The sequence below is a fragment of the Halosimplex aquaticum genome, from assembly GCF_028747785.1.
In the GTDB taxonomy this organism is placed as follows: domain Archaea; phylum Halobacteriota; class Halobacteria; order Halobacteriales; family Haloarculaceae; genus Halosimplex; species Halosimplex aquaticum.
This window is the reverse complement of the sequence record NZ_CP118158.1, coordinates 4,056,076-4,074,739: the sequence shown is the minus strand read 5'-3', so window position 1 is coordinate 4,074,739 and position 18,664 is coordinate 4,056,076. Positions and strand designations below refer to the sequence as shown.

Sequence of the window (18,664 nt, the reverse complement as noted above, 5' to 3'; positions counted from 1 at the left end):
GACAAGAAACAGTGACCCAGATACGATGGTATCGCTGCTAACTGTCGTCGGTATCGTCGTCGCCGTGTTCGTCGGGTTCAACATCGGAGGATCGTCGACGGGCGTGGCGTTCGGTCCGGCAGTCGGTTCGCGCCTCCTTCGGAAGACAACCGCGGGGGCCTTGTTCGTCGGCTTCGGCTTCGTCGGCGCGTGGACCGTCGGTCGGAACGTCATCGCGACGATGAGCAGCAGTATCGTGCCGGCGACCCAGTTCACGCCCGCTGCGAGCGTCGCCGTCCTGTTTTTCACGGGCGCGTCGCTATTCATTTCGAATCTCTACGGCGTTCCGGCCTCGACCTCGATGACGGCCGTCGGGGCCATCGTCGGACTGGGCCTCGCCTCCGGCACCCTCAATCAGGCGCTGATGTTCGTTATCGTCTCGGCCTGGATCGTCGCGCCCCTGTTGAGCTTCGCCATCGGGGTCGTCGTCGGCCGCTACGTCTACCCGTATCTCGACCGCTACATCGCGTTCACGAAGTTCGACCTCCACTTCATCCAGATCGACCGGTCGGGGACGATCCCGCGTCCGTACGTGAATCCGAACGCGTCACCGCAGGACGTCGTCGGATCGCTCTCGGTCGTCCTCATCGGCTGCTATATGGCGTTCTCCGCGGGGGCGTCGAACGCAGCGAACGCCGTGGCCCCCCTCGTCGGAGAGGGAGGATCGCTCAGCGTCAATCAGGGCGTCCTGCTCGCGGTGGCGGCCTTCGGCCTGGGCAGTTTCACGATCGCCCGTCGCACGCTGGAGACGGTCGGGGACGATATCACGGAGCTACCGATTCTCGCCTCCCTGATCGTCTCCGTGGTCGGTGGCACAGTTATCACGATCCTCTCGTATTTCGGGATCCCCGCGAGTCTCGCCGTCAGTACGACGTCGACGATCATCGGTCTCGGGTGGGGGCGGGCGAGTCGGGCGGCGACGCTGGCGGAGTTAGCGACCCCGGCGCCAGAGGGGCCAGAGTTAGAAGTCGCGACGGGGGCGCTGGTCACCTCACGCGCCGAAGAGGCCCCTGCTAGCCCGACCATCGGGGACATCGCTCGCCAGGAGGAGCCCCCGGCGGACCCGGAGGAGGTCCCCGACGTCCCGGATGTCGGTGCGGAGGGGCCGGCGGATCTCGACGAGCGGAGTCTCTTCGATCCGAAAGCGGCCAAACGTATCGTCACGATGTGGGTGTTGACGCCGTCGCTGGCCGTTACCGCCTCGTACCCGGTGTTCGCGTTCCTGCTGTGAGGTGCATTCAGAGGACCGCATCGATCGGGTCTACAGCGGCCATGTCGCCTGATCTGGCGGCTGCTTCTGAACCTGTAGTCGACCGCTCACGCCACGCGCTTGAGACGCTCTGCGATTGGAGTCTTCGGGGCGAGCGCTAATCACGGCACTTTGGAACCGGATCAGATCTACCCGTCGAGAACGGTCCCGCCGTTCGGCCCTTACTGATCCACGTCGACCTGCGCGGGGTTCGGGTCCATCTTGAACACGACGCTGGGCTCCCAGAGCAGGCGATGTTCCTTGTAGGTCCCCTTGCCCATGCCGCCGTGTTCCTGGTTAGATTCGGTGACCTCGAGGAAGGCGAGTTCGCTGAGCAGGCCGCGGATCGAGTCCGTGGTGAGGTCGTCGGCCCCCTCCGCCGCGCAGACCTTCTGGTAGACGTCGTAGATGACGGTCGTCCGGAACCAGTCCTGTTCCTCCGACGTGTTCGCGGTGAGATTCGCGAGGGCGTAGAGGACGTACTTGCTGTGTGGCGGGAGCCCCGCGATGAGTTCCTTCAACCGTTCGACCTCGGCCTGCTCCTGAGCGCGTTCGAGGTGGCTCTCGGTCACTTCGGCGATGCCGTTGTTCTTCGCGTAGTCGCCGGCGTGGCGCAGCAGCCGGATCGCCTTGCGCGCGTCCCCGTGGCGCTGGGCGGCGAGCGCGGCCGTCTTCGGGATGACCCCGGCGTTCAGGACGCCGTCGCGGAACGCGTCGCGCCGGTTTTCGAGTATCTGTCGGAGCTGTTCGCCGTCGTAGGGGTCGAAGATGAACTCGTTGTGGCCGAGGCTGCTCTTGACGCGCTCGGTCATCTGCTCGCGGAAGTTCACTTTGTTCGAGATGGAGATGATACCGATGGGGACGTCGACCTTCCCCGCTTCGCGGGCCCGGGAGAGCAGCATCAGGACGTTGTCGTCGCCCAGGCGGTCGACCTCGTCGAGGGTGATGAGCGCGGCGTCGTACTCGCGGTCGAGTATCTCCCAGAGGCGATTGTAGTACTCGTTCGTGGAGATGCCGCGCGTCGGGATCTGGACGCCGGTCTCGGGCGTGTTGATGCCCTCGGCGATGGTCTGGATCGTGTCCGCTTCGCCTTTCGCCTGGGCGCAATCGACCGTCACCGTCGCCAGGTCGTTGGCGCGCCGCTCGGCCTCGCTCCGGGCGCGCTCCATGACGTGGTTCGCGACGAGCGACTTCCCCGACCCGGTCTTCCCGTAGAGGATCACCGAGTTCGGCGGCGAACCGGTGACGGCCGGGCCGACTTCGTTGGCGAGGTCGCGGATGTGTTCGTCGCGGCCGACGATCCGGGTCTCGTCCGGGACGTGGTCGATGTTGAGTAGCTCCCGGTTCGCGAATATCGTGTCGTCACCGCCCTCGTCGACGGACTGAAACAGCTCGTCCCCCTCCGCCGTCTCCGCGGTCCGACGCTCCTGCATGACTCCCCTGTTCGGTGGCCGGCTGAAAAATGTTTCCACTACACTCCGAGTTAGTTACCCGCCAGTGGAAGCTATATTTCAGGATAGGGGCAGTTTCGACGTAACTCCGAACCCGGTATTCCCCCACTGGATTCCGAGTTAGCGTCAGACGCAGCGCGTTCCGGGCTTACGTCGGCGGTCCGACGGCTGGCCCCTCCTCCGGCGCGGACGGTGATCGGGAAGCCCACTCGGAGACGGAACCGACGTGGATCGGAGACGTCCGTGTCGTCGGCGGGAACCACCCTATCACCGATCACAGTCACCGATCACAGACACACCTGATTCCGAGTCAGCGGTCGGCCGGAACGGGTAGACGGCGGGCGCTGGGGGACGCACACCCGATTCCGAGTTAGTCGCCGTCGAATCTCCGGCAGGGTCCAGGAGGCGTCTACGAGATCTCGGGAGATCAGAAGGAACTCAACGTGAGAACGCTGTCCGGTCGGGACGGACACCGGATTCCGAGTTAGTTTCCGGAGACGGGACGGCCCCGTTGGGCTGGATCCCGGCGGACACACACCGGATTCCGAGTTAGTCTGACAGTCGTCGTCCGAACCGGAGAGAGACACACACCTGATTCCGAGTTAGTTCGGCGACAGTATTTCCTTCGGCCGTTTCGAAGAGATCACTTCGCAGTGAGACGTTTCTAGTACCGCATGGCACCGATTCACACGTTAGCACTCGCTCTAGCTACTACCACTGTACTCACTATCCGAACAACTAGAAATCTATTTCTAGAACGGACACACCTGATTCCGAGTTAGTTCAGCCTCCACAGCGTCACTCGCCCCCACCGAACCCCCCACTAACTCGGAATCAGGTGTGTGTCTCCCCTGTCGTTACTCCGATGCCATTCCGACCGGGACAATTCGAGCCCGCTCGCGGATCGTGGACTGGCTCGACTGCCTCCCGGGGGACGGCCGTGACATCGTCGCCGCCGGTGACGACCGGGTCACGTCGTCATCGCTCAGTACAGCGGTGCGATCTCCTCCGCGCCCTCGTTCAACAGTTTGTCGAGGTTGTCCTCGCTCTCGGACTGCAACTGGTCGAGGTTCTCCCGGGCCTCGATGGCCACCTGCTGGAGTTCCTTGATCCGCGGCACCTTGTGGACGCCCGAGAACAGGACGGCGCTCGCGACGGTTTCGGAATCGGGGATCGGGTAGTCGCCGCCGCGGACCTCCATGCTCCCGGTCTCTTCTTCCACCCACGACCGCCCGCGCTCGATGCCCTTCCGGTTGAGGAACTCGGGCGGCCCGCCGACGACCAGCAGCGAGCGCTCGGCCCCGGAGAGGTCACAGGGGAGCGTGAGCCGGCCGAGCGCGGCCTTCCGGACCAGCGACGTGATGCGGTTGGTCGTGTTCGCCTCCTCCATGTCGTCGACGACGGCGTCCTCGCTTCCGCGGCCGACGCGCGAGAGGAGCCCCCCGTCGCTCCGGTCGACAGTCTCGGAGGCGTAGCCGACGGTGGAGACGCCGCCGCCCGCGAGCGTGTTGATGATCTCCGAGGAGTCGACGACGCTCTCGGCGACCTGATCGTTGCCGACGGTCTCGCCGGCGGCGAAGAGCATGCCGAATCGGCGGACGATCTCGCCGTTGATCTGGTCGTAGCCGCCCGCCATCGACTCGCCGGTCTGGCGCCAGGCGTCGTTGTCGAACACGAGCACGTTGTCCGTCTCGCGCACGAACGTCTGGAACGACCGGGCGGCGTTGAGCGTGTATATCCCGCCCTCGTCGGCCGCGGGGAGGACGCCCAGGCCGAAGACGGGCTCGGTGTAGATGCGCTTGAGATGTTTGGCCAGCACCGGCGCGCCGCCGCTGCCCGTTCCACCGCCCAGTCCCGCCACGATCAGGAACGCGTCCACCTCGTGGACCGGAATCTCGTCGAGGGCGCTCTGCACTTCGTCGATGTCCTGTTCGGCGATCGCCGCGCCGAGTTCGTTGTCCGCGCCGACGCCGTGGCCCTTCACGCGTGCCTGGCCGATGAGGACGCGGTTGTCCACGGGCACGTTCTCCAGCCCGCGGAGGTCGGTCTTGGCCGTGTTGACCGCGATGGGCGAACTGAAGATGTCCAGTCCCGTCCGCCGCTCGTAGTCGACGAACTCGTCGACGATCTTGCCGCCCGCCTGTCCGAAGCCGATGAGTGCAACTTTCATGATTTCCTCGTGGCGGGGTTCAGTGGTCGGCTCTTACCCGCGGTAAGCCCTCGATATCCCGACGCCGACGTCGCCCCGCGTCGCTTCGAACTCGCGGCCGACTCGTGCATTGTTATACGGCGTATTACCGGCGGTCCGCGACCGTGGCGGCAACCGACCGTTCCGGCGGAGACGACAACGCTCCCGCACGGATTTACGCGTCGAGGCCCAAGACGAGAACAGTATGAGCCACGGAGACGCGAGTCACGACTCAGTCGACGAGCGCGGCGAACGCGGCCGGCAGAGCGATTCCGGAAACGGCGGCGGGGCGGCCGGGAAGCTCACTGGGTTCGTCCGGGGGGGCGCTCGCTCGGGCGCCCTCGCCGGGGTCGGCGGCGGTGCGACCGTGATCCGCGGTCTCCAGGCTATCCGGGCCGGGAAGCGCGCACGCGGGCTGGGCCGTCTCGTCGCCGGCGGCGCGCTCCTCGCCGTCGCGGCCGCCCAGCGGCGATCGAAGCGAGCCGCCGGCAAACGCATCGACATCGACCAGTCGGACGTCGTCGACACGGCCCCGGACATCGAGAGCGCAGCCGGCGACTTCGAGAGCCACCCCGACCACGCGGGCGGGGACGAGGCCTCGTCGGTCGTCGACACTGGCGTTGACGTCGAGGACGCGGTCGAAACGGGCGACGAATCGAGCGACGAGTCCGACGCGTCCGCGGGGACCGAAACGACTGACGCGTCCGGGGAGACCGGAAGGACTGGTGAGTCCGCGGAATCGACCGGCGAGTCCGCAGAATCGACAAGCGAGTCAGCGGAATCGGCCGGCGAAGCGGCCCCGATCGCCGACGATCGACTGGGAGCGGCGGCCTTCGACAAGGAGAGCAGCGGCGTCCCCGCGCCCCAGCGGGCGTTCAACCAGGAGTTCCTCTCGATGAGCGCCGAGGCCGTGTGGGGGATCCGCGACGACGACGCTGTGGTCGTCTCACAGCTCTACGACCCGATCGAGGACGGCGACGGCGTCCGGTACGTCGCCAGCACGCAGGTCGACGAGAACCGCATCGTCACCGTCCCCGACGAGGTGCTCGACCACTGGGAGACGGTCTACGACGGCGTCCGCGTCACCGGCGGCGACGACATCGTGTTCGCGACGAGCGACGAGCTGGAAGCGGACGAACAGTTGCTCGTCGTCCCCGCGGCGTGGGCGGACGAGGTGCTGAGCGAAGACGCCTGACGATTCTCGGCGGACCCCCTCGCCTCCCCGCCGGCGCTCGGTCAGTTCTCTCTGAACTGCGCGCCCGTCGACCCCTCCGGCGGGGTGGCCTCCACCCAGTTCGACTCGTCAAGGACGAACCGCGAGACGACCGCGGCGACGCGTCGGGCGGTCTCCTCGCGCTCGAACAGGGAGATGCTCCCCAGCGACGCGCCGACGCTCTTGCCCGCCTCGCGGGTCGGGACCGCCGGGTCGCCGACTAGATCCTCCAGTTCGCGCGTGAGCCGCTCGTCGAGCTCCTTCCGCGCGGGCCGCGAGAGCTCGCTCCCCGCCGGCAGGAGGTCGTACGTGACCGCGTATCCCTCCTCGTAGCGTTCGACCGCGAAAAACGGCGTCCCCTCCCGCTCCGCGCGCTCGTACTCGGCGTCCCGGGTCGCCTGGTCCTCGTAACACGGCACCTCCGCCGGCTCGTATCCCTCTGTCACGCGTACCAGTTGTCGCCTCGACACCTTAAACGTCTGGCGCGTCGGGAGACCGACGGGTCGGGTCACCCGTCACTCGCAGCTTCGACGACTCCGTGCGGGATCGATAACTAAAGCCCCCATTTGAGTAAGCGAAACCTACTACCTGATTGCCGTATACAGATCGGGTACATGTCCAGATTGGAACCCGCAGCGGCCTGCTGGCTGGCCGCGCTGGTGGTCGTCGGCACCCTCGCCGCGGTGGTGCCGGCCGGTGCGACAGCCACAGCGCCCTCCACCCCGTCCGCCGCGCAGGCGGACGCCCAGTCGAACAGCCCCTACGGAACCACCGTCCCGTTAGCCTTGACCGAGACCGACGACGGCGCGACCGTCGTCGGCGGGGTCGAACTCCCCGAGAACTACAGCGTCCGGACGGGCCCGCAGACGCTGAACGGGTCGCTCGTGCGCGTCGACGGCGATAAAGTCGACTGGACGCGGACGTTCTCGACGACCAATATGACCACGCAAGTGAGCGACGTGGCCGTCGACGGCGACGGAGACGTGTACGCGCTCGTCACCGCGCGGGCGGTCCGGACGGACAGGTATCCGCCGGAGACGACCGTCGAAGTCGTCCACCTCACGAGCGACGGGGACGTGACCTGGCGCCACGAACTCAACGCGAGTGCGCAGTCGGCGTACGGCGCGACCGGCGACACACTCCGCGCGACCGATCAGGGCGTCGCGGTCGCGTTCGGTCTCCCCGGCGGTGACGGCGTCCGCCTGGCCGAACTCTCGGCCGGCGGCGCGATCTGGAGCAAGACCTACGGCGTCCAGGCCTCCCCGACGTCGCTCCGGAAGACTCACGATGGGTTCCTCGTCGCCGGCAACGCCGGCTATTCGAACCCGTGGGTGCTCCGGACCGGCGAGTCCGGTCAGGTGCAGTTCAACCGGACCGTCCGCGGCGCCGTCGACCAGCGCGTCGTCGGCGCGGTCCCCACCGACGACGGCGGTGCGCTCCTCGCCGGGACCCAGTCCGGCTACGGCGGGAGTTACAGCACCAACGCGTGGGTCAGTCGCGTCGACGACGAGGGCGTCACCCGCTGGAGCCGCCTCTACGGCGTCGGCAACGAGAGCCGGGTCCAGCAGGTGTTCACTCACCGTAACGGCGTCATGCTCCTCGAACAGGGGCAAACTCAGTTCCGCGGCGAGACTACCGTTCGGCTCCGCGGCGTCGACGGCGACGGCAGTCAGTTGTTCGACGAGACCGCGCAGTTCAACGGCTCGATCACCGCAGCCGATCGCACCGACGGCGACCTCCGCCTCGTCGGCGTGACCGGACTGCTGTCCGACCGCATCGCGACCACGACGTCGACCGTCGCCGTCCCCGAGACCCGCAGCGTCGACCGCAGCGGTCTCCAGGCCGACGTCGGCGTCACTTCCAACGAGACGGCCTACCGCGGGCAGAACCTCCGGATCGCCGACGGCGGCGCGAACGGGGCGACGCACGAACTCGTCAAACTACCGGACGAGACCGACTTCTCCGACCCCCACGTCGTCCGGCGGCTCTCCTTCGACGACGGCGAGACCGTCCTCGAATCGGCGACGCTGCCCGCCGGCGAGTACGTGCTCCGGAACGCCGACGGCGAGTCGCTCGTCCTCGACGACGGCCAGGTCGCCGGCACCGGTACCGACTCCGAGGCCGCGTTCACCCTCGCGAGTCAGGACTTCTTCCACCTGGAGACCAACCGCACGTTCGTCGACGCCGCCGCTGGCGAGAGCGGCGTCTCGCTCTCCCTGCGCTCCGAGCGCCCGGACTACGACCTGCACGTCTCCGTCGAGGACAACGCGGGCGAGTCCGTCTCGGCCGAGGAACTGCGAGAGGCGTTCGGCGAGGTCGACGGCTTCGACGGCGTCGAACGAGTCGGCGGCCAGCCCGTCGCCGCCATCGAGGCCAGCGGGGACGTCCGGATGAACGTCTCCGCGGCCGCCTTCGACGCCGGGCTCTACGAGGTCGACGTCAGCGCAGTCGACACGCGCGAGGCCGGCGCGTCGGCGAGCAGTCGCCTCGTCGTCGCCCAGGAAGCGAACCGCACAGTCGGCCTCTCGCTGAACCGGTCGTCGCTCACCGTCCCGGTCAACGGGACGGCGACGGCGAACCTCACGCTCTCGGACGTCGACAACGGCATCACCGCGATGTCCGTCTCGGCGAACCGGACCGGCGACCCCGCCGTCTGGCCCGACCTCAGACTCCACATCAACGCCTCGCGGATCTCCGCGGGCGCGGGTGGCGGCTCCGACAGCGCGGAAGCCTCGGCCACGGCCTTCGACGGGAATACCGCTAACGGAACCGTCACCGTCGGGACCCTCGGCGTCGAGACGGACACCTTCAGCAACGTCCCCGTCGAGCCCGGTAACAACACGATCACGCTCCGCGTCGACTGGGTCGTCGACGAGGACGGCATCCCCTACGCCGTCCCCGACCCGATCACCGTCCCCGTCGAAGTCGTCGAGTCGACCAACGAGACCGACGGCGAACCCGGCGAAGGCGGCGTCGGCATCCGAGGCGGCGACGGCGACAGCGACGAGGGGTCCGGTAGTGGCAGTTCCGGCGGCAGCAGTTCCGGCGGAAGCAGTTCCGGCGGTAGCGATAGTTCCGGCGGTAGCGCCACTGCGACCAACTCGACGACCGCCACGGCCGCCGAGTAACGAGACGAACTCTCGTCCGTTTTTCGGCCCCTGCGTGTCAGCGACAGTCACCACGCTTCGTCGAGTACCGCCTCGATGTCCGCGGTCGACGGGTCGAGTCCGTCCGGCGTGCCGTTCATCAGCCCGTCGTCGCGGATGGCCTCGGCGATGGCCGGGAAGTCGTCCCGGGAGAGCCCGTCGACCGCGCGCAGTCGCGAGGGGAGTTCGAGGTCGTCGCTGACAGCCGCGACCGCGTCGACGACCCGCTCGGCGGTCTCGTCGTCGCCGACGGCCGCGTCGTCCACGCCGAACGCCTCGGCGAGCAGGTCGCGGCGGCCGTGGACCTCGTCGAAGACGTAGCGGAGGACGTGCGGTGCCAGGATCCCGTGGATCGTCCCCTGGTGGGCGTCGTAGTCGTGGGAGAAGCCGTGGCCGAACGCGTGGATTATCGAGGCCCGGTAGGTCCCGGGCGTGGAGATACCGTACTGCGCGAGGACGACGCCCGCGACGGCGTCGTACAGCTTCCCCTCGTCCATCGAGTCTGCGGGCAGCGTCTCGAACCCCGACTGCATGAGCGAGAGCGCCCGCATCGCCGTCCCGTCGGTCACGGGCGTCCGGTACCGCGAGTAGAGGCACTCGACGGCCTTGTCGAAGCCGTTCATCGCCGACGCGCAGAGCACGCCCTTCGGCGTCGTCTCGAACAGCGCCGGGTCGTAACAGAGCGCCGTCGGCATCAGCCGGCGGTCGGCGACCGACCCGTTCGGGATGTCCCGGTCCGAGAGCCCCGCCGGGTCCAGCGTGAGTCCGACCCCGGCGATGACCGAGAGGTCCGCGCCCGCGAGCGTGGTCGGAACGGCGACGACCGGGGTCGGGTCGCCGTCGGGTGCGACGGTGACCTCGCCGGTCTCTAGCGCGCGTTCCGCGGCGGCCCGGACGTCGTCGTGGCTCGTGAGCGCGCTGATCACCTTGGCCACGTCGAGACTGCTCCCGCTCCCGACCGCGACGAGCGCGTCGATCCCGTCCTCCCGGACGCGGAGGGCGCCGTCGAGTCCCGTCCGCAGGTGTTTCGCGGGCGTCGTCTCGTCGAACACCCCGGCGAGCCGCTCGCCGAGTCCCGCTTCGACAGGGTCCATCACGTCGCGGTTGGCCCCGACGTTCGACCCCGTGACGACCAGCGCGTCGTCCACCCCGCGCTCGGCCAATATGGTATCGAGGTCGGCCACGCACCCCCGAGCGCACCTGAGCTCGCCCGGGTCGTAGTCGAACGAGAACCCGCGTTCGAAACGTCGCGTATCGGACGCCATGACCCGAAATTCGGCCGATCGATTCATAAGTCCGTCGGGGGAACGACTGGACTCACCCGCCGGGAGTGCCACCGGGGGTCCTGGGAACTCGCGTGACCCGATCTGTAGTGGAAACGGTTATCACTCTCCGCGAGTCTGCCTCCCCCTACAGGCGGCCCCGAATCCGCATCCTGCGGATCTGATCGCCGCGAGCGATTGCGTCTCTGTCCGGAACACCTCACACATTCGTCTATCTAGTATCGATTATAAAAGACTGCTGTCCGATATCTGGGAGATTGTTAGGTGATACCCTTTACGGCGACTATGGGCCGTCTCTGAACCCATTTCTCGATCGCCCGACTCATATCGAGACACGGACATGAATTTCAATATCTCCGTTGATACCCATTCTGTGCCCGGATTTCGCCCGCTCGATCGATATTGCGGATCGACCGATGGAATAGACGAGTCTCGATCACTTCTATCGAATTATAACAGATGTGTCTAGTCAATCGCGGAGTCATCACTGCGGTTGGGTCGGTGACGAGACGACGCAGAGAGCGAACGGGAGCGTCGCGCTGCTCGCGAATCGTTCGGCAAGAAGTAGTTCGGGGTTCCGCGACGGCCGCGTCGAAACGCGGCCTGAGAGTCGGCGGAACCCGAGTGACGGCGGGACGATAGCGTTGCGTTCGACACGGCGGTCGGAGCGACGCGACCACGCCGGAGCGCCATGGACGCGTCAAACCGCTGTGAATGGGGTAGGCGGTCGGGTCACCCCGAGCGGCGCGGTCAGCGGCGGCACCGCCGACGGCGGGGTGCGGTCCGGATTACTCCGGCGGCTGGAAGTCGGTGTTGTAGCTGGCCTCGGTGAGACCGCCGAGGATGAGCGCGGCGCTGATACCGAAGCCGCGCTCGTAGTCGAGCCCGCGGTTGGCCGGGTCCGGCCACTCGAAGTCGCGGACGTTGCCCCAGGCGCCCCAGTTGTACTGGTGGAACACGAAGTGGGGCAGGTAGTAGTTGTAGTACCGTGCGCACTTCCGGTAGAGCTCCTGGAGTTGCTCTTCGGACGTTTCGGGGTCGCGGATGTCGTAGATGATCTGCGCCAGGTTGATCTCCTCGCCGTTGGAGAGGCTGGGTTTGATACCGGCCTCGTCGGGCGCTTCGATGGAGCCGACCTCCGAGGGGATCTGGACCTGGAGCGGCTTGCCCTGCGAGTCCTTCTTGGTGCTCGGTTCGACCCGCTCGGTGGGCGATCCGGCCTTGCCCATCAGCAGCGTCCCGGACCACCAGCCGGGCGTGGAGTTGTAGTAGCCGAACGGGTTGCCGTAGCCGTGCCAGAAGATGGTCGACTGGTAGTTGAGGCCGTCCTTGGCGGTGAGGTTACTCTGCCAGGTCGAGCCGTTCTGGCTGCTCAGGTTGACGCCGAACCCGAACTTCGACAGGTTCGCCTTGATCGTCTGGGCGGCACCGGCGTAGTCGGAGATCCCGGCGGAGAAGGTGACGTCGATGCTCGCCGGGTTGCCGTCGGGGCCGACCCACTGTCCGCCCTGTTTGCTGTAGCCGCCGCGCTTGAGGTACTTCGCGGCGGTCTCGAAGTCCGACTTCATCGGCCAGCTGTGGAGGCTGTCGAGGAAGTCGCTCGAGAACGTCGCCTGGGACTGAGTGTCGAGCAGGTACGTGTGGTTCTCGATGGGGACCGACCGCTCGCTGCCCCACCCGTTCGCACCGGCGGCCGTCCAGTCGACGGCCGCCACGAGCGCCCGGCGCACCCACAGGTTCTGGAGGTGCTTGTTGTTCCAGTTGAGCCGCCACTTGTCCCCTCCGGACGACCGCAGCCAGCGGGTGAGCTCCTGCATGTGGTCCGGCAGGCTCTCCCGGGGGTACAGGCTGTTCGGCGCGACGATGTTCCCGTTGAGGTCGAGCGAGCCGTTGCTGGCGAGGGTCTGTCGGCGGTCGCCCTCACCCCACATGAGGGCGAGTTTGGAGACGTTAGTGTTGGAGGCGTTGGGATGGGCGACTTCGGTGTCCCCGCTGCTCGCCGCGGCCTCGTCGCGGAGGTGGAGGGTGAGCCGCGCGGACCCGATGTCGTCCTCGGAGCGGATCTCGTAGGGGCCGCTCCCCCAGCCCTCTTCCATGAGCCGCTGGAGCGAGATACGGTCGCTGGTGAGGTCGTCCGTGACCGCCTGGGCCTCGTCGGACGACGAGGCGTCCTGATAGCGCTCGTAGTACGGGCGGGTGAAGTCGGGGTGCAGCGGCATGTCGCCGTCGTTCGGCGCCGCCTGGGATTCGAGGATGTGCTTGGCCTGTGGGTTGTCAGTGAGCCCGTTGCTCCCGTCCGAGTTCCACCAGTGGTACTCCCACTGACTGGTCGCCTCGTTCTGGAACGCCGTGTCCTGGTTGAACTTGTTCCCGTTCTGGAAGTAGTGGACGTGGTCGTGGAGCTCGCGCGCCTCGGCGTCGAAGGGGTCACCGTTCCAGTAGGTCGCGCGGTCGTCGTGGGTCTCGTAGACGTCGTACGGCGCCTCGACCCGGTAGTCCTTGTACCACGTCATGATCGAGACGCTGTCTTTCCCCTGCTTCCAGGGGGTCTCGATCTCCAGACCGCTGTAGGCCATCTCGCCCGTGTGGACGTTACTGAGCGCGTGGAGTTCCGTCATGAACCCCATCCCGGTCGTGTTGTCTTGTGGCGCCCAGAGGTTGGCGTCGAACACGCTGGGGGAGTTCGCCTGGAAGACCCGGATCTCGTCCGTGACCGGCTCCCCTTCCGGCGTCGACTGGTCCGTCGCCGTCCCGTTCGACCCACCGTCCCCGGACGATGTCTCAGCGGACCCCGAATCGGTCGGCGTCGACTCCGGTCCAGCCGTCGTCCCGTCTCCACCCTGCGACGGACAGCCAGCCAGGCCAGTGATCCCGACACCGGCTACCAACTGTGCGTACTGCCGTCGCGACAATCGATCGCGCAGGTTGTCATACTCCCGCATAGTAACCCACTTCAGCGCTTACTATAAAAAAATTACCTAGTAATTCGTGACTTAACGGGATCGGCGGCCGGCCGAACTCCCGTACGCGAGGACGATCAGAATAACGACCTCTCGTGGGGCATCGGACGTCGGCATCTGTCGCGACACCGGTCGGCTATCTGTAACGCCGCGGTGACGATAGCTCGGCCGTCAGTATAGTACAGAAGTGTCGCGTCCGTCGACGACCTGCCCGATCTTCTCGAACCCAGGCCGCCGATGGGGGCAGGCCCGAGCTATGACGCGTGACGCGCCGGGCTTCGTTGACCGGCCAAGAGCACTTATAAATGGACAATTTCAGCCGAGTTGTTTCACTATATGAAAATAATTCTGCCTACTCGGCGCGATATCGCCGTCTGATTCGGGAGAGCGAGCGCTGAAAACGCGGATGCGGCCGGAAAATTACGACCATATACGCGTAATATAAACACCACTTCGGATACACGTCCAGGTAGTCGAGACGGTCGTTCGTTTCGATATATGAAACTTCTCGCGGGATTCGCCCGACCGCGTGTGGAAACCAGCTGTCGCTCTGTCGGGATCCAGTGTCTAGAGACGACCGATGGCCGACGTATCGATGGTATCGGTAATATCGGATAACTGCTCTCAATCCTTCTATGTCCTATACTCCCCACGAGCGACCGAAACAGTGGTTTGACCAGGTGGCGGCAAATGCGAACGTCCGAACTGCGCCCGAGCGAACAATCCAGGGGCGAACGTCTGACGCCTGTCGGCGGCGACCCGAACGCTGGCGTCGCCGGCCGAGCGCCGCTCGTTCGCGGAGCCCTTCCCAGGATTACAGTATTACAACTGTAATAGGAGGGGTGATGGGTTCGCCAGTGGATCCGCTCCGAGCCACTATCCGAGTATATCGGACGAAGTGTGCGTCGGGCGCAGAAGCTACCTTTATGACTACGGTAGCGGATCGGTCACACGGAATGTCGACATCGCTGTTCGAGTACGAACCGAGAGACTGGCGAACCGACGCGACCGGCGCGGTCAGATTCGCGCTCGTCGGGATCGGGTGGTGGACGAGTGAGTACGTCCTCCCGGCTATCGAGGAGATCGACTACTGTACGACGACGACCGTCGTCAGCAGTTCGACGGAGAAGACCGACCGCGTCCGCGAGGAGTACGACACGGTCGAGCACGGCCTGACCTACGACGAGTTCGCGGACGGCGAGGCCGCCGACGCGTACGACGCGGTCTACGTCTGCACGCCCAACGCGACCCACCTCGAACACGTCGAGGCCGCGGCGCGCAACGGCAAGGCCGTCCTCTGTGAGAAACCGATGGAGGCGACCGTCGAACGCGCCGAGGCGCTCGTCGAGGTGTGCGAGGACAACGACGTCCCGCTGATGGTCGCCTACCGGATGCACACCGAACCCGCGGTCCGGCGGGCGCGGGAGCTCGTCCGCGAGGGCGTCATCGGCGACCCCGTCCTCGTCCACGGCGAGAACTCCCAGCCGCTCCTCCGGATGATCGAGAACCCCGACCAGTGGCGGCTCAACCCCGACCTCACCGGCTACGGCACGTCCGTGATGGACCTGGGCATCTACCCGCTGAACACCGCGCGGTTCATCCTCGACGCCGACCCCGTACAGGTCCAGTCGACGATGGCCTCCGAGCACGAGGCGTTCGACGAGGTCCCCGACGAAGTGGCCACCTTCTCCGTCGTCTTCGACGACGGCACGCACGCCGCGTGCTCGTCCTCGCAGAACGCACACGACCACACGCGCCTGGAGATCGTCGGGACGGAGGGCCGCATCGAACTCGAACCGGCCTTCCACATGGAGACCTCGCTGACGGTCGCGCAGGGCGACACCACCGTCGACGTCGAGACCGAGCAGGTCGACCAGATGGCCGAGGAGTTCGAGTACTTCGCTCAGCAGGTGCTCGCGGACGAACCGCTGTACGCGGACGGCGAGCACGGGCTGCTCGACATGAAGGCGATCCGGGCGATCCACGAGGCGGCGGAGTCCGGCGAGACGGTCGACGTCGAATAAAAAGCGGTTCCGCGGTTTTCTGCGGGTCCGCGATGGGACAGACGATGTATCCTGTTCAGAAAGCGGGACGACAGCTCAGCGGAGCTCGTCGGCGCGCTTCTCCCAGTCCTCTTCCCAGAGATCGATGGTGTGGACCGAGTCCTCGGTGTACTCGTGCTCCTTGACGACGTCCATGTCGAGCTCGATACCGAAGCCGGGGCCTTCGGGTACCTGAACGTAGCCGTCCTCGACCTTCAGCGGATCCACGAGCAGTTCGTCGACCCAGTCCTCGTCGTAGGTCTGGAACATCTCCTGGATGCGGAAGTTCGGGATCGAGGTGCAGAAGTGCGAGTAGATGGCGCCGGCGACCGGGCCCTGCGGGTTGTGCGGCGCGATGTCGACGTGGTCGGCCTCGGCGAGACCGGCGATCTTCTTGCCCTCGGTGATGCCGCCCGTGTTCATCAGGTCGGGCTGGAACACGTCGATGTCGGTGCGCGTGACCAGGTCGAAGAACTCGTGTTTGGTCATGTGGCGCTCGCCGGTCACGACCGGGATCGGCGACTTGTCGGCGACCTCGGCGAGGCTGTTGATCGAGTCCGGGGGGCACGGCTCCTCGTACCACGCCGGGTCGAACTGGTCGAGTTTGCGGGCGATGTCGACGGCCTGCGCGGCGGAGAAGCGGCCGTGACACTCGATGAGGAGTTCGACGTCCGGGCCGACGGCCTCGCGGACCGCGCCCACGATGTCGACGGCGTGGTTCTTCTCCTCGGTGGTCATCGACTGCCACGCGGTCCCGAACGGGTCGAACTTCATCGCGTCGTAGCCGTCGTCGACGACCTGTTCGGCGGCGCGGGCGAAGCCCTCCGGCTCACCGTCGGCGTCGGTGTACCAGCCGTTGGCGTAGGCGCGCAGCTCGGTGCCGTGCATGGCGCCGCCCAGCAGCTCGTAGACGGGCTCGTCAAGCACCTTGCCCTTGATGTCCCAACAGGCCATGTCGACCGCCGAGACGACGGTCGTGTTGATGACGTTCTTGGAGAACCACTCGTTGCGGTACATCTCCAGCCACAGGGCCTCGGTGTCGAACGGGTCGCGGCCGATGAAGAAGTCCTTCATCTCCTCGATGGCCGCCACGACCGTCCGGGGCTTGTCGTGCGTGGTCGCCTCTGCGATGCCGGTGACGCCCGCGTCCGTGTGGAGGCGGACGAAGACCCACGGCTTCCACGGGTTCGCTACTAGGTGTGTCTCAACGTCGGTGATTTCTACGTCCGACATAGTTGGGTTGCTTCCGAGAAAAGGCATAAAGGTACCGGTGCAGACCGAATCTGTGCGGGTCGAGCGCCGTCCGACGTTGTCGGACGATTAATGTAGGTCGGGGACCGTGGTATCTGTATGCACGTCGAACAGGACCCGCCGATCAAGTCCACTGCGACTAGCCTCGACGTCATCGAAACGGTGCACGAGATGGGTGGGGCGACGCTCCCCGAGGTCGTGGAGCGGTTCGAGAAACCCCGGAGCACGGTCCACGACCACCTGAAGACCCTCACGGAGGCCGGCTACCTCGTCAAGGACGACCGCACGTTCCGCGTCAGCGTCCGGTTTCTGAACCTGGGGGGTCGCGCACGCGCGGACTCTCAATTCTTTCAGGTGGCCGAGGGCGAAGTCCGACAGCTGGCCAGCGACACCGGCGAGCACGCGAACCTCATGATCGAGGAGAACGGTCGCGGTATCTTCCTCTACAAGGTCAAGGGGTCGCGATCTGTGAATCTCGACACCTACGAGGGGATGGAGGTCGACCTCCATACGACGGCGATGGGCAAGGCCATCCTCGCCTGGGTGAGCGAGGCGAAACGCGACGCGATCATCGAGGAACACGGCCTCGAACCGGTGACGAGCAAGACGGTGACCGACCGCGACGAACTCGAAGAGGAACTAGAGGCGATCCGCGAGCGCGGCTACGCGATCGACAACGAGGAGCGCGTCGAGGGCGTCCGCTGCGTCGCGGCCCCGATCGTCACCGACGATCGGGTCGTCGGCGCCGTGAGCGTCTCGGCCCCCAAGAGCCGGATGAACGGCGAGCGGTTCGAAGAGACCATCCCCTCGGAGGTCCTCAGCACGGCGAACATCATCGAAGTCAACCTCCAGCACGCCTGATCCGACGATTCCGGACGGGATTTGACATTCGCTCACACGGGGCGAGTTCGCGGGCAACGCCGTCAACACAATCTTTATATCGAAGAACTCACCATGAGGGACTATGCGTTACTATCGCATCGAGCGAGGGGAGTCTCCGTCGCTGATCGTCGAGGACGAGTCGGCAGCGTACGATCTCACGGCGACCGAAGCAGAACCGACGTCGTTTCTCGAACTCGCATCCGCCGCGTCGCTGACGGACGAGACCGTCGACGACGTTGCGCGCGGTCTGATCGACGAAGCGCCGACCGTCGAACTGTCGACCGTCCGAGAGCACCTCGTTCGGCCGCTCGACCCCGACGAGATCTGGGGCGCCGGCGTCACATACGCCATCAGTCAGGAGTCCCGTGAGGACGAGGGCGGCCTCGCCGAGGCGTACCTCGACGCCTACGAGGCCGACCGTCCCGAGGTGTACTTCAAGGCGACCCCGAGCCGGACCGTCGGTCCGAACGAGACAGTGGGGATCCGCGGCGACTCCGACTGGGACGCGCCGGAGCCCGAGATGACGATCATCCTCTACGAGGACGAGATCGTCGGCTACACCGTCGGCAACGACATGTGCAGTCGATCCATCGAGCGCGACAACCTGCTGTACCTGCCCCAGAGCAAGATCTACGCGAAGAGCTGCGCCATCGGTCCCTGCATCGCCACCGACGAGGCCATCGGCGACCCGCTCGACGTCGAGATGCGCATGGAGATCATCCGCGACGGCGACACCGTCTTCGAGGACTCGACCTCGACAAGCGAGATGGTCCGGACCTGCGAGGAACTGGTCGACTACTACACTCGCTACAACGAGGTGCCCGAGTCGACCGCCCTGCTCACCGGCACGTCGATCATCCCGCCGGACGACGTGACCCTCGAAGCGGACGACGAGATCCACATCGAGATCGAGAACGTCGGCACGCTCGAGAACACCGTCGAACAGCTGTAGGCCGCCCC

The 18,664-nt window shown here is 66.2% G+C and carries 12 protein-coding genes; 6 read left to right on the top strand and 6 right to left on the bottom strand.

The annotated features are described in order from the left end of the window. Positions 1 to 25 precede the first annotated feature (25 nt). Positions 26 to 1,270, top strand: coding sequence for an inorganic phosphate transporter (locus PSC72_RS20010; RefSeq protein WP_274323190.1), 1,245 nt, complete (start codon positions 26 to 28; stop codon positions 1,268 to 1,270). Between the two features lie 200 nt (positions 1,271 to 1,470). Here PSC72_RS20010 and PSC72_RS20005 read toward each other — a convergent pair whose 3' ends face one another. Together PSC72_RS20005 and PSC72_RS20000 are read right to left on the bottom strand one after the other, a co-directional pair. Then, positions 1,471 to 2,721, bottom strand: coding sequence for an orc1/cdc6 family replication initiation protein (locus PSC72_RS20005; protein ID WP_274323189.1), 1,251 nt, complete (start codon positions 2,719 to 2,721; stop codon positions 1,471 to 1,473). A 1,003-nt stretch (positions 2,722 to 3,724) separates the two neighbouring features. Further along, entirely contained in the window at positions 3,725 to 4,909 is a 1,185-nt protein-coding gene (locus tag PSC72_RS20000) for a tubulin/FtsZ family protein (protein WP_274323188.1), read from the bottom strand. Positions 4,910 to 5,132: 223 nt separating this feature from the next. Here PSC72_RS20000 and PSC72_RS19995 point away from each other — a divergent pair, with 223 nt between their 5' ends. Next, complete coding sequence (locus tag PSC72_RS19995) at positions 5,133 to 6,122, top strand: hypothetical protein (protein ID WP_274323187.1); 990 nt, start codon at positions 5,133 to 5,135, stop codon at positions 6,120 to 6,122. Positions 6,123 to 6,163: 41 nt separating this feature from the next. Here the strand turns inward: PSC72_RS19995 and PSC72_RS19990 are convergent, their stop codons facing one another. Beyond that, on the bottom strand, positions 6,164 to 6,586 hold the full coding sequence (locus PSC72_RS19990; protein WP_274323186.1) for a hypothetical protein: 423 nt from the start codon (positions 6,584 to 6,586) through the stop codon (positions 6,164 to 6,166). A gap of 168 nt (positions 6,587 to 6,754) precedes the next feature. On the opposite strand from PSC72_RS19990, the gene PSC72_RS19985 reads away from it, so the two are divergent. Continuing rightward, the gene (locus PSC72_RS19985; protein ID WP_274323185.1) at positions 6,755 to 9,268 is read left to right on the top strand and encodes a hypothetical protein; all 2,514 of its coding nucleotides are present in this window, start codon (positions 6,755 to 6,757) and stop codon (positions 9,266 to 9,268) included. Positions 9,269 to 9,315: 47 nt separating this feature from the next. Here the strand turns inward: PSC72_RS19985 and PSC72_RS19980 are convergent, their stop codons facing one another. After that, positions 9,316 to 10,551 (bottom strand): iron-containing alcohol dehydrogenase family protein, encoded by a 1,236-nt coding sequence (locus PSC72_RS19980; protein ID WP_274323184.1) that lies wholly within the window; start codon positions 10,549 to 10,551, stop codon positions 9,316 to 9,318. Positions 10,552 to 11,357: 806 nt separating this feature from the next. Further along, positions 11,358 to 13,511, bottom strand: a complete 2,154-nt coding sequence (locus PSC72_RS19975; RefSeq protein ID WP_274323183.1) for an ABC transporter substrate-binding protein — start codon at positions 13,509 to 13,511, stop codon at positions 11,358 to 11,360. Between the two features lie 974 nt (positions 13,512 to 14,485). Here PSC72_RS19975 and gfo6 point away from each other — a divergent pair. Beyond that, complete coding sequence (gene gfo6 / locus PSC72_RS19970; RefSeq protein WP_274323182.1) at positions 14,486 to 15,553, top strand: D-xylose 1-dehydrogenase Gfo6; 1,068 nt, start codon at positions 14,486 to 14,488, stop codon at positions 15,551 to 15,553. 75 nt (positions 15,554 to 15,628) lie between these two features. On the opposite strand, the gene PSC72_RS19965 is transcribed toward gfo6, so the two are convergent. Further along, positions 15,629 to 16,804, bottom strand: coding sequence for a mandelate racemase/muconate lactonizing enzyme family protein (locus tag PSC72_RS19965; RefSeq protein WP_274323181.1), 1,176 nt, complete (start codon positions 16,802 to 16,804; stop codon positions 15,629 to 15,631). 117 nt (positions 16,805 to 16,921) lie between these two features. Here PSC72_RS19965 and PSC72_RS19960 point away from each other — a divergent pair, with 117 nt between their 5' ends. Both PSC72_RS19960 and PSC72_RS19955 read left to right on the top strand, forming a co-directional pair. After that, on the top strand, positions 16,922 to 17,683 hold the full coding sequence (locus tag PSC72_RS19960) for an IclR family transcriptional regulator (protein WP_274323180.1): 762 nt from the start codon (positions 16,922 to 16,924) through the stop codon (positions 17,681 to 17,683). Positions 17,684 to 17,786: 103 nt separating this feature from the next. Then, positions 17,787 to 18,656, top strand: coding sequence for a fumarylacetoacetate hydrolase family protein (locus PSC72_RS19955; protein WP_274323179.1), 870 nt, complete (start codon positions 17,787 to 17,789; stop codon positions 18,654 to 18,656). Positions 18,657 to 18,664 lie beyond the last annotated feature (8 nt).

Bases quoted from the DNA above. Each gene is read 5' to 3' on its own strand.
- PSC72_RS20010 (WP_274323190.1), top strand. From the start codon at position 26: ATGGTATCGCTGCTAACTGTCGTCGGTATCGTCGTCGCCGTGTTCGTC.
- PSC72_RS20005 (WP_274323189.1), bottom strand. From the start codon at position 2,721: ATGCAGGAGCGTCGGACCGCGGAGACGGCGGAGGGGGACGAGCTGTTT.
- PSC72_RS20000 (WP_274323188.1), bottom strand. From the start codon at position 4,909: ATGAAAGTTGCACTCATCGGCTTCGGACAGGCGGGCGGCAAGATCGTC.
- PSC72_RS19995 (WP_274323187.1), top strand. From the start codon at position 5,133: ATGAGCCACGGAGACGCGAGTCACGACTCAGTCGACGAGCGCGGCGAA.
- PSC72_RS19985 (WP_274323185.1), top strand. From the start codon at position 6,755: ATGTCCAGATTGGAACCCGCAGCGGCCTGCTGGCTGGCCGCGCTGGTG.
- PSC72_RS19980 (WP_274323184.1), bottom strand. From the start codon at position 10,551: ATGGCGTCCGATACGCGACGTTTCGAACGCGGGTTCTCGTTCGACTAC.
- PSC72_RS19975 (WP_274323183.1), bottom strand. From the start codon at position 13,511: ATGCGGGAGTATGACAACCTGCGCGATCGATTGTCGCGACGGCAGTAC.
- gfo6 (WP_274323182.1), top strand. From the start codon at position 14,486: ATGTCGACATCGCTGTTCGAGTACGAACCGAGAGACTGGCGAACCGAC.
- PSC72_RS19965 (WP_274323181.1), bottom strand. From the start codon at position 16,804: ATGTCGGACGTAGAAATCACCGACGTTGAGACACACCTAGTAGCGAAC.
- PSC72_RS19960 (WP_274323180.1), top strand. From the start codon at position 16,922: ATGCACGTCGAACAGGACCCGCCGATCAAGTCCACTGCGACTAGCCTC.
- PSC72_RS19955 (WP_274323179.1), top strand. From the start codon at position 17,787: ATGCGTTACTATCGCATCGAGCGAGGGGAGTCTCCGTCGCTGATCGTC.